10 protein-coding genes are annotated in these 11999 nt (G+C 38.7%); 1 reads left to right on the top strand and 9 read right to left on the bottom strand.

Annotated elements, in window-relative coordinates; translation table 11 throughout:
• Window positions 1-133: 133 nt before the first annotated feature.
• The 6 genes from H7U17_RS01315 to H7U17_RS01290 all read right to left on the bottom strand — a co-directional run bounded on the left by H7U17_RS01315 (window position 134) and on the right by H7U17_RS01290 (window position 8431).
• On the bottom strand, window positions 134-562 hold the full coding sequence (locus tag H7U17_RS01315) for a hypothetical protein (protein ID WP_186753997.1): 429 nt from the start codon (window positions 560-562) through the stop codon (window positions 134-136).
• A 222-nt stretch (window positions 563-784) separates the two neighbouring features.
• Complete coding sequence (locus H7U17_RS01310) at window positions 785-1951, bottom strand: MFS transporter (protein ID WP_186753995.1); 1167 nt, start codon at window positions 1949-1951, stop codon at window positions 785-787.
• Between the two features lie 43 nt (window positions 1952-1994).
• Window positions 1995-2732, bottom strand: a complete 738-nt coding sequence (locus tag H7U17_RS01305) for a GntR family transcriptional regulator (RefSeq protein ID WP_186753993.1) — start codon at window positions 2730-2732, stop codon at window positions 1995-1997.
• 182 nt (window positions 2733-2914) lie between these two features.
• A complete protein-coding gene (locus H7U17_RS01300) occupies window positions 2915-4204 on the bottom strand; it encodes a GH36-type glycosyl hydrolase domain-containing protein (protein WP_186753991.1) in 1290 nt (429 codons plus the stop codon).
• Window positions 4205-4217: 13 nt separating this feature from the next.
• Window positions 4218-6623 (bottom strand): GH92 family glycosyl hydrolase, encoded by a 2406-nt coding sequence (locus H7U17_RS01295; RefSeq protein ID WP_186753989.1) that lies wholly within the window; start codon window positions 6621-6623, stop codon window positions 4218-4220.
• A gap of 29 nt (window positions 6624-6652) precedes the next feature.
• The gene (locus H7U17_RS01290) at window positions 6653-8431 is read right to left on the bottom strand and encodes a class I mannose-6-phosphate isomerase (RefSeq protein ID WP_186753988.1); all 1779 of its coding nucleotides are present in this window, start codon (window positions 8429-8431) and stop codon (window positions 6653-6655) included.
• Window positions 8432-8628: 197 nt separating this feature from the next.
• On the opposite strand from H7U17_RS01290, the gene H7U17_RS01285 reads away from it, so the two are divergent.
• On the top strand, window positions 8629-9297 hold the full coding sequence (locus tag H7U17_RS01285; protein ID WP_186753986.1) for a response regulator transcription factor: 669 nt from the start codon (window positions 8629-8631) through the stop codon (window positions 9295-9297).
• A gap of 35 nt (window positions 9298-9332) precedes the next feature.
• Here the strand turns inward: H7U17_RS01285 and H7U17_RS01280 are convergent, their stop codons facing one another.
• From H7U17_RS01280 to H7U17_RS01270, 3 genes are all read right to left on the bottom strand, one after another.
• Window positions 9333-10337, bottom strand: coding sequence for an adenosine kinase (locus H7U17_RS01280; protein WP_186753984.1), 1005 nt, complete (start codon window positions 10335-10337; stop codon window positions 9333-9335).
• A gap of 32 nt (window positions 10338-10369) precedes the next feature.
• The gene (locus tag H7U17_RS01275) at window positions 10370-11533 is read right to left on the bottom strand and encodes a hypothetical protein (protein ID WP_186753982.1); all 1164 of its coding nucleotides are present in this window, start codon (window positions 11531-11533) and stop codon (window positions 10370-10372) included.
• 87 nt (window positions 11534-11620) lie between these two features.
• Complete coding sequence (locus H7U17_RS01270; RefSeq protein WP_186753980.1) at window positions 11621-11869, bottom strand: hypothetical protein; 249 nt, start codon at window positions 11867-11869, stop codon at window positions 11621-11623.
• Window positions 11870-11999: the final 130 nt, after the last annotated feature.

Below are 11999 nucleotides of genomic sequence, written 5' to 3'. Positions count from 1 at the left end.
AATGATGAAATTTTCGAGAGTGATTAACCAAACACTCCGACACTGTTCTCTAAGCACACAGTGCTTAGAATAGGTGATAATTAAAAGGCATTAATAAGCGGGAACTATGAGATATAGCCCAACTAAAAAAGTATCATATCCTGAATACCTCTATTTTAAGGTATAGGCAATTGGATAAGGTATTGATATAGTGCTTACCATAGTGTAAGCCTGGATCAGGATTAATATAACGAAACAGTTCCTTAAAAACCTCTGCAAAAAACAGCGCAGCAAAATAATTGCTATTTTCCACATACTTCTTAAATGATCTTATTTCATCATCCTCTTCTTCAAAATCAGAGGTATCGAGTTGGAATCCATCTCTTTCGGAAATTGATGATAAAGACTTTAGGAAAAAGTCATGAGAATTTCTTATACCATGGTTAACTTGTCCAGATACCTCAAGTATACTGGAGGGGGCATAGGTGTTTACTTCCAGATGCTTATGGGCATACAGTTGACTGTATCCACTAGAAAGGACAACACATAAGGATAAAAGAATTCTTACAAAAAACTTTATCATCGGACCGCAAACCTATACAAAGATTTTTATTCAGTCAAGAAGATTATTATTAAATATTCTTAACAAAAAGCTATTATTATCAGGACTTTCCGCAAAAAAGAAGCTTAATATTAAGAGATACCATATTCTAAAAAAGAAAAATAAAACCTTCCTCAAGGCCATTCAGTACCTATTTTTGTTTTTTATTCCCTACCGACTTAAATCATTTATTTAGCTAAAAACCTATTTAATGAAACGTATTTTTTTGATTTTCAACAAAAACAATGAAGCAACCAATATTCCGACAAACACCCCCAGCAATGCCAATATACTTACTGAGACTGTCCAAATGGCAGTGACAAATCCTATAAAAGGAGGAACTACAGCCCCACCGACGATAGCCATAACCAAAAGCCCGGATATTTCATTTGAGCGTTCTGGAAGGGCATTAATGGCAATGGAAAATACCAAAGGAAAAAGGTTCGCAGCCCCAAGACCAATAAAAAAAATGGAAAGGTAGGCCATAAAGACAGTGCTCGAAAAATACAGTACGATCACCCCCAAGGCTGAAAAAAGAGTCGCCAAGATCAAGAATGAATAAGTTTTGATAAAACTTAGTAAGACAGCACCAGATAACCTACCGATCATTTGGGCAGTAAAATAAACACTGATCCCATAGGAGGCATTTTCAAGACTGACCTGATGTAATTTGATCAAAAAAACCTGAATATTGGAATACATACCCACATCCGCTCCCACTATCAAAAAAATAGCCAATACTACCAGCATAATAAAAGGGCTACTCAGTAAGTCGAAACAGGAACTAAATGTGGCCACCACTGAATCTGATTTGCTCTCGATGATTTCTGTGTTTCTAAGCCAGATTAAAGATAGATAAGCGCCCACTGCATACACCAAAAACACCAGCTTCCAGTCTCCAAAATACATGGCCATACCTGTCGCTATGATTGGACCAAATAAAGCAGTGATGGATTTTATAAATTGGGCAAAGCTCAAATAACTGGGCAATCTTTGACTGGAACTTACCTCTTGAAGTAAGGGATTAGCTGCCACCTGAATAATGGTATTGCCTATACCCAAAAGAATGAATGCAATAACGATGGAAAAATAGGAATAAAGAACAAAGGGTACCAATAATCCCACAAAGGTTACCAGGATACCCAAACTCATCATATTTTTCTTGCCAATTTTATCTTGCCATACCCCAAATGGAATTGAAAAAACAAAAAACCAAATAAATACCATGGAAGGCAAAAACTGGGCCAGCGTATCCGAAAGGCCAAAATCCTGTTTCACAAACCCTGTAGATACCCCTACCACATCTACAAAGCCCATAATGATAAAAGTAAATAATACGGGCGAGATCTTGCTCAGCTGTGATGTAAGCATAAAACTTGGATATTTGGGCTGCTGTAAGGCTTAACTTTTCGTCTTAAAGTTCTCGCTTTATATCAATATCATAAGAGAAGTAGCCGGTATGATAATAGACCATATTATACTCTACTGGCCTATCTCCTAGATCACAAACCAACCTCTCCCTTTTCAATACAGGAAAGTTTTCTTCCAAGTCCAGCAAATCGGCTATTTTCTTATCAGGCAGGATTGCCTTCAGCTTTTCCTTAGAAACAGCTACCACCACATCATGCTCCTCCTCCAGTAATTCATATAATAGCCTTTTGAAGTTTTCCTTCCCCGTAATCCCAACTCTTGGATGAAAATAGGAAATCGAATAGAGATATTTAGCATCCTTATCACCTCTAACTTTCTCCAACACCCAAACTTCTCTTCCTTCCTCCAGCCCTAGTGCCTTGGCCACTTCCTGGTCAACTTTTTCAAATGAGACCTTCATCATATAATCCACCACCTCGATGCCTTTATTTTTCATCTCCTTGGTAAAGCTGATCCAGTTATCCAACCGGGTAGAAATTTTCTTTTGGACCACCTTTGAGCCAACCCCTTTTTTTCTTTCCACTATCCCCTCATTCACCAGTTTATTGATGGCTTGTCTAATGGTATTCCTGGACACTCCCAAGCTTTTGGACATAGCAGTCTCCTTTGGCAAAAACTGATCACCGTTAATATACTCCTCCCTCTGAATCAAATCTCTAAGGTATTTCTCTATCTGCGCATGAAAAGGCACAGGACTGTCATGATCCAACTTAAAATCCATATTTCTACTTGTGTATTTTTCCTCCAAAGATTTCTAATCCCCTGTTCATTTACGACAAAAGTAATAGGTTCAATCCACTATTATCTGCACAACCCATCAATTGTATATAATACAGTTAAATATTGATCAATAAAAGTCCAATATAGCGAAAACCTTATTTAGAAAATATAATTCATTGCTTCTTATTGACTATTAGCCCAATTTCTCAACTCATTGATGGCCAAAAAGAGCACTCCTGCAGAACCTCTAAATGTACCAGAACCTTCTGGTCTATTATCTATCGTATACCATTCATAGAAACCATCATTTTCTACCACCCTTGAAGTCATTGGCAAAATCTGCTCATAGGCTTCTTCAACTAATCCATATTTCACCAATTGTACAATCATTCTTCCTCCAAACCAGGTCCAATCCCCGCCGTTTTGATAACTATATTCTGGATTCATTATTTGGTTTTCAAAGTACCCCTCTGGATAGGGAGGATATAAGGTTAGACCAATGGAAGGTGCTCCTGCTTCTTTTACCCTCGAGACCATTTCATCAATGGAAATTTTCACCTCTTCCTTGGATAGTAAACCCGCTTCAATGGCAATTGCTGTCCCCCCAAAATAATAGATTTCATTTTCATTAAATTCCTCAGGAAACGGTGATCCCTCCAAATAGATATGGGGAATAAACTTTTTGTTTTCTTCATCCCAAAGGTGCTTTCTGGTATTTCTTGCTATTTGCTCCCTGATTGTTCCCCATTTGCTTTTGGTATCAGGCATCATCTCCATCATATTATCCAATGCAATCAGCAACATGGCATTATCATATACGTCAATTGCCCTATGGGTATTTTCATCTAGATCTACTCCCCACCCATGTTCGGGCTGTACATCCCCCCAATCGGCCGTTGTCGCTCCCCAAATCAAACCATACTCATTAGAATAACGGTTTTCCATCAAAAAATCCATTGCCCATTCCAACCGTTCAGACAGCTTCATGCCTCCTATTTCTTCTTCTAAAATAGACCGATCACCAGTCACCTTTATATACTTATAAACCGTCTGCACCAGGGATGTTTCCTGATCGGTTTCAACCGTGTTTTTGTGCCCCGCATACCTAGGTTCCAGATCTGAATAACTAAAGTCAGTCTCTCCTTCCCCTATCTGCTCTGCCGGGGTAAATCCATCTATGATATTCCCATCTTCCCCCTGCATACGGAAAAACACCAATAAATTTTCTTTTAACTCACTTGCTGGAAAAACTTCAGCCGAAAGCTCAATAAAAGTATTGTAATCCCTTATCCAAACTTCTCTGTAACCATCACCTGCATTAAAGCCAGTATTTACGATGGCTAATGCTTTGTCCATTACAATATCGAAATCCTTGTTATGAAGGATTTCCTCTGCCAGTTCATTTTGGGAACCCGATTTAGAATTACAGGAAAAAACCGCTAGGATTATTCCTATTGCTAATAATTTTCGCATTTTATTGTTGGTTTTATTTATCTGACATGGAAGGCGGCAAGGATTTAACTCCCCATTCTTTGTTTGGTTCTGGTCCTAAATTAAATTCTAGGATCCCCCCTTTCATCAATTCACTTCTCTTTACCCAATTATTTTCCACTCCTTGCCCATTCCAGGACGCTGACTGAATATATTGGTTTTTGACTCCTTGCCCATTAACTTCTATTTTCAGCTGATCTCCAGCATAGTATTCAGGATCCAACTCCACTATAATACTTTCAAAAAGAGGACTGGCCAATTGGAAAGTTGGCTCCAAGGCTGTATGTCCCTGAACATCAAACAAGCCCATAGATGCCAATACATACCAAGCGCCTAATTGACCTTGGTCCTCATCTTGCCCCACACCATACCCATGTAATGGCGTAGTACCATAAAACCCATTGCATATCTCTCGTACCCATTTTTGGGTCCTCCAAGGTTGACCAGAATAATTGAACAACCAAGCATTATGAAGAGAAGGCTGGTTCCCATGATTATATCCTTGTTCAATGCCTGAAAAGCTATCTATTTCCTCACTTGCCCCTCCAAATTCCCCCTTCTTGGCATCTTCGAACATATTCTCCAAACGCTGATTAAATAGGTCTTTTCCCATCAATGCGATCAAACCTGCAGGATCATGGGGAATATACCAAGTGTATTGGAATGCATTTCCTTCCTGAAACCCATCCCATCCACGGTAAGCATCAAAGTCTTCAATAAACTCTCCAGTTTCTAATTTTGGCCTGATAAAATTGGTTTCCTTATCATAGAGGTTTTTATAGTAAGCAGCCTGCTCCATGAGCTTTTCATAATTTTCCTGATCATTAAGGGCCTTGCTCATCTGGGCGACAGCAAAAGAGCTATAGCTATACTCCATTGTATGCGAACCTCCAAAATTGAATACCCAACCATTGGAAATGGTAGTATCCTTATAAGGAACATAGTGGTCTTTAACAAAATAACTTAAATCATATTTTCCATTTCCCAGATCCCTTCCATGATATTCCAATTCATTTTTCAATGCTGCCTCATATCCAGTTTCAACATCAAAATCTCTAATTCCTGAATGATAGGCAGAGGCCAATAATAGGCCTTGGAAATTGGTTTGAACACCATTGGTATAAACCCCATTGGCTTCACCGTCATGCAACCAACCTCGCTCCTTGTAGAAATCAATATTAGACTGCACATATTCGCTGAAATACCCAGGGTAGGCCAGTGCCCAAACCTGGCTTAGGTTCCAAAAACCTCCCCACATACCATCCGTATTGATATGATGGTATTTTGGATTCCCTTCTTGGTCAAGGGGAATTTGTCCTATTTGATTATCTACCTTAGGATACTGACCGTTGACATCATTTGAAATACCTCGACCTAGAAGAACATGGTACAAGCCCGTATAAAATTTTAGTATATCCTCCTGCTCACCACCTTTCACTTTGATTTTACTCAGTTGCTCATTCCATTTGATTTTGGCATTCTTTCTGACATCATCGAAGCTCTGCCCTGTGCTTTCCGTTTCTAAATTGAGTCTGGCATTATCGATAGAGGTATAGCTGAGTCCTGTTTGGATTTCGAGGATTTCATTTTCCTCCATATCAAAGCTTAGGAATAGTCCATTATCGATTCCAGAAGTAACTCTTTCCCCATTGACTTGCTTTTCATTTATAAAGCTCCCAAAGCTTTTTGGAGACTTACTCAACTTGGCAACAAAGTACATACGAACCCTTTTTCCAGGATCGCAAAATTTAGCATATTCAGGATAGGTTTCTACAAAACCTGCTATTTCATCCTCATCAACCAATTTTGCCTCTGCAGCAGTAACATCACCGCTTTCTCCCTGTTTATGTCCAATATCTATAATCAAGTTTGCTTGTTCAGTCTTTGGAAAAGTATAACGGTGATAACCTACTCGCTCAGTAGCAGTAAGCTCAGCATGAATCCCATAATCCTCCAGATGCACCTCATAATATCCCGGGCTTGCATTTTCCGAGGATTTATCAAATCCTGATCGATACCCCATTTCAGGATTTTCCAAAGTTCCAGGCACCGTCTTTATTTCACCTACTGTCGGCATAAAGACCAACCCTCCGATCTGAAATTCATGAAAATGTCCAAAACCTTCTATGGAGCTATGACGGTCATCATAGCCTGTTGGCCCCCATCCTCCAGCACTATTATAGGCATTGGTATGTGGAGCTAGTTTGGCCATCCCAAAGGGCAGGGCTGCAGGTGTATAAAAAAACCAGCGGCCATGCACCGATCCAATTTGGGGGTCCACAAATGCTGTGAAATCATCTACAATAGCATTCTTGTCATTATCTTTTGGTTGACAAAAGGTGATCAATGGCAATAGAAGCGTCCACAATAACCAAGACAACACGGGATATTTACTCTGCATAATAATCTGTTTTGATCTTTTATATCAATTTATTCCTCCACATTACAAGCTTCCTCTTTGACAAAGGAAACAACCACCTTAGCTCTTTTTTCTCCCTGATGTATTAATTTATATTGCCTACTAGCTGCAGGAATGGCAAAGGTTTCTGCAAATTGGAAAGTAACAGTCTTTCCGTTTTCAATTTCCAATTGGATACTACTCCCTTCCACCAACATCAATAAATGACACTGCCCATCAGTATGAATAATTACCTCATTATCAAATTCATAACGGAAGACATCATAGAAATGTGCCTCATGAGTTGGCAAGTGTACTTTCTTCCAATCGGCTGCTTTGGCCAGCACTTCTGGCTGAGAAATCAGGCTTCTCTTTACTTCCTCACCCTTTCTGGAAAAATCTAAATTCTCCATTGCTCTATCTATATTCAATGGCCTTGGATTTCCATCCAGATCTAGTCGTTGCCAATCATACATTTTAAAAGTATAGATATAGGGTGTTGCGCTGATCTCCAAAACGAGGTTATTGATTCCTGAACAATGGACAGTTCCATTAGGAATCAAAAACAAATCATGCTTTTTGGACGGAAATTTCTGAACGTACTTTTCTACATCCAATTTCTCCTTGGTCTCAAAACTTTCCTGCAATGCCTGTCTAAATTTTTCAGCCTCAATATTTTCCTGAAAACCTAAATAAACCTCAGCATCCTCTTCTGCATCCAAAATATAATAGGTTTCATCTTGGGTAAAATGCTCACCAAAATGTTCTTTTATATATTCGAGTTTTGGATGGCACTGAACGGAAAGATTTCCTCCACTGTAGGTATCCAAAAAATCAAACCTTATAGGGAATTCATCCCCAAATCTTTTGGCTGCCTTGCCCAATACATTCTTGGAAGACTGATACATCAACATATCAAAAGAAACTTCCATTAACCTCCCTCCCTGCTCAAACAATAGTCCATTTTCTGGTACAATCATCTCAAAGGACCATGCATAATTCGGGACATTTGGATTTAACCCTTTTATCTGCTCCTTAATCCATTGCCCTCCCCAAACCCCCGGCTCGAACCATGGCCTTACCCTAAAATAACTTCGGGACATTGCATCCAAAGAGCTCCTGATAGCTTGTCCTGAAGCAAAAACTGGCAAACCAGGTCTTTGCTGGTCCACAAAAAGATCCACCTGGGGCAAAATTTCTTTTTTGGCCTTATTCAGCACTTCCCAATCGACAAAATAAAAATGTTTGTATGCCTGCTTATTACTTTTTGGCCTATTAAGCCCAAGATTGGTAATCGCCCCTGCTCTCATCCTAAACTGGAGCTCATTTTTAGGCAAATCAAAATACACCAAATACCCCTCAATTCCAGTTAGCTGAGCACCACAGCCATAAATAATGGTTGTGGTATTTAAATCCTTCTTCTTTAATTGTGTTAATTTCTCTTGATCAAAAAAATCAATAAGGTCTATATTGCCCTTTCGTCCAAAAATGGGATCTGCCCCCCCTAAAAATGGAGCCACCAACTCCTCTATCTGCTTTTCTCCTTTATAACAATTCTTTACGGGGAACAATAAAATATTCAATGATTTCCTGTCAGCTCGTTTCTGTATTTCTACACTTATTTCATTCCAGTCCACCCCCACATAACCATCTAAAATCACCGTTTTATGAGTAAGAATCATTTCCACTAGAGCTTCATATCCCGCATATATCTCCCCATCAATTAATGGGAACGAAGGATAAATATCATAAGAAGAATGCTCTCCTGCCTTTGTCTCAGGAATTAAATATTGATCAGTTGCCCTTTTCATTTTCCATCCTAGCCACTTTAGTACTTAACAAATATACAAATCTCTTAACAGTATGTTTAAACATATTATCATTTTTATCTACAATGGGACATTATATACACAAATGGTTGCTCTTAATGGGACTTTTAGCCTAAATAGAACTGTAAAATTTTAGTTTTTAAACTACTTTAAAGTATTTTTGACCATATTTAACCACTATGATTCGTAAAAAGCTTGACCTTTTAGTAGAAGAACTAAAAGAAAAAAAAATCCTTCATCAGGATAAAATTGACCTTAGAACTTACGATGAGATGACCAAAGAGGTCCCAGCAATGATCACCCTTCATGATATAGCCAATTATCGCCCAATTCATATCAATGATGCTTGCAAGGAGTTCTATGGCTTTAAAAACAACTTTCTAAAGGGGATGGACTATATCTATTATATCAAGACTATTCATCCAAGTTATTATCCTACCCTTTTCAAATCACTCACTTTCTTTAATGAAGACCAAGAGGAATTTCTGGACTTAACTTACAAATTAAAAAATGCTGATGGAAACTGGGACATCATGATTGGGACTACTAAAACCGTAACCAGATCGGTTGATGGAAAACCTCTTAATGCCATATCCTTACTAGTTCCTGAAAAGGATCATCACCCTACTCAAACAGCTCCAATGTTATTACTCGAAAACCTGACTAAAAGGGAAATGGAGATCTTTTTGCTGATATCGGAAAGCAAAAAAACTAGCGAAATTGCTCAAGATCTTTTTATATCTGAGGAAACCGTTAAGAAACACAAGCAGAATATCTATAAAAAACTACAGTGTAATAAAACCAGCGAGTTGGTGAAAATGGCTTTTGAACTTGGTTTTAAATATTAGGCCGATCATCCATTAAGATAATCGGCCCTTTTAAATTATAATTCAGGATTTAACCTTTCTAAAATCTCCTTGGCTTCATGCCACGCTAGCCTTGGCCCAAACTGACTTACAATTTTGGAAGATGCCAAACTGGCCAACTTACCACTAGAAGCATAGCTATGCCCATTGGTAATACCATAAAGAAAAGCTCCTGCAAACATGTCTCCTGCCCCATTACTGTCAATGGCTTCCGTGGCATATGGTTCGATATCGATAAATGTATCCCCATCGAAAATCATCGCTCCATTTTTACCCTGAGTAATCACAAAATGCTTCGCTACCTTTTTCAATTCTTCACGAGCTTCCATGATATCATCTTTACCAGTATAAAGCAAGGCCTCTTCTTCATTACAGAAAAGCAGATCAACACTCGCACCGATCACATCTACAAAACCCTCCTTAAAATACTTTACCATGGCAGGATCCGAAAAGGTCAAGGCCACCTTTGTTCCGTTTTGCTCAGCTAATTTCTTGGCCGCTTGCATGGCAGCTTTTCCATTAGGAGAGGTAATCAGATAACCTTCAATGTATAAAAATTCACCATCATTGATAATGGACTCATTAATATCATTAGTAGAAAAATCCTGGGTAATACCCAAAAAGGTATTCATGGTCCTTTCCGCATCATCCGTGACCATGACCAGACACTTCCCAGTAATTCCATCCTCCAGCTGATCTATATTCAGGTTATGATCGACTCCAGAAGCTTTGAGATCTTCCACAAAAAACTTTCCCAGAGTATCATTGGCCACCCTGCAGTTATAATAGGATTTCCCTCCAAATTGGCTCACCGCAATCACAGAATTGGCAGCAGATCCGCCACACTGCTTTTTAGCTTCAGCAGCATCAATAACCTTCATCAATTCGTTTTGACGATCCTCATCCACTAAAGTCATCAATCCTTTCTCAACGCCGTTTTCGGCAAGAAATTGATCACTTACCTTAAACTCCATATCCACTAGGGCATTTCCCATGCCCACTACATCATATTTCTTTTTCATTATATCTGGCTTCTAAGGCCCCTTATGTTTATTTATTCAAAAATCTTATGTCTTTCAAATGGCTTTTCCCTATCAAATAGATACCTGTAGGTGTGATGCGTTTTATAGATTTTGGCATTTAACTGCTCACATACTCGCATCATTTTAGGACTAAAATCCCCAATCCAGTTCATTTCAATAGTTTTATAAGGAAAAGATCGCTGGTCACTCATATCATTGTATTTCTTAACCATGGCACTTTCTACCCCCTTGCCCTGATGGTCAGGAACTACGCCAAAGACCAAGCCCAGCATCTTATTGGGTGGGTTGAAAATTTTATGATACAAAAACTTCAATTTCCCCTTCCAATCCAGCTTTCCATTGACATGTTTGAATATCATATTCAATTCTGGAATGGAGATAAAGAAACTGATAGGCTCATTTTTATAGAAACCAAAAAATATCAACTTCTCGTCCAGCACAGGTTTTAATTTCTTCAACATCATCTGAGCTTCCTTAATATTCATGGTTTTGCCCATATGCCTCGCCCATGCCTTATTATAAACGGTAATAAAGTACTCTGGAAACTTCTCCGTAAGCTCCTTACCTTTCAGGTACCGATAACTATAATCTGGATCATCTATGGTAATGGCCGCCCTCTTATGAAACTTGGGATCAAAATCTACACCTTGAACCTGGCGCATATAAGTATATTGCTTAAAATATACCTGAAAGCCATATGCTTCAAAGAACTGCTGATAATAGGGGAAGTTCCATGGCATATTATAATTGGCAGGGCTAAAACCATCCACCAAAAGCCCCCACCACTTATCTCTCTCTCCAAAATTGACCGGACCATCCATGGCCTCCATGCCCTGTTCTTCCAACCATGACTTAGCAGTATCAAACAATAAAAAAGCTGCTTTTTGGTCCTTTACACACTCAAAAAAACCCGCTCCACCAGTTGGCTGCTTATCTTTCCACTTCGGGTTGATAAAGGCCGCAATCCTTCCAATGGTTTCTCCCTGATCATCTTTTAACAACCATCTTTTTGCTTTTGCTCCCTTTCTGAACAGCTTGTTGGTTTCAGGATGAAACAAACCTTCTATATCATCATCCAATGGACGAATCCAGTTTTTCTCATTCTTATAAAGGCGCACTGCCATATCCAGAAATTCTCTTGCATCTTTAGCACTGGTGACTTCCAGTATGTTCATCTTTCTCCCTGTTTTTTGAAAACCTAAAAATAGGGAGTTTGTGGGGAAAGAAAAAGAAGCCCTTTGACAAGCTTCAGCTTAATACAATTATTTCTTAAACATCAATTCCTGGTAATACTTTAATCGGACAAACCCCCAACTTTTTATAAATTCCTTGCGACTGACGAGACCTTTTGATTTTAACCTTCTATAATCAATGATTGGGCGATAAACCACAAAATAGATGACAAAGCATTCCAAAAAATTCACAAAACTGATATACCTGAATACATAAAGCTGCATCACCAACATCATGGGTAGAAGTGTCACAATATGATAGGTTATTAGCTTCTTCATTGCTTTGGGCTTTACTATTTCCCAGGTAATTGAGAAAACTATTTTGGGTATAAAAAGGCTTCTTTTCCAACCAATCCAACATATTACACACCACAAGAAGCGCTATTCTCATATAATATAGGCAAAAAGA

It is taken from the genome of Echinicola salinicaeni (assembly GCF_014280965.1).
Lineage (GTDB): Bacteria > Bacteroidota > Bacteroidia > Cytophagales > Cyclobacteriaceae > Echinicola > Echinicola salinicaeni.
Note: the sequence above shows the minus strand (reverse complement) of the source record. Positions and strands in the feature narration are given on the sequence as shown.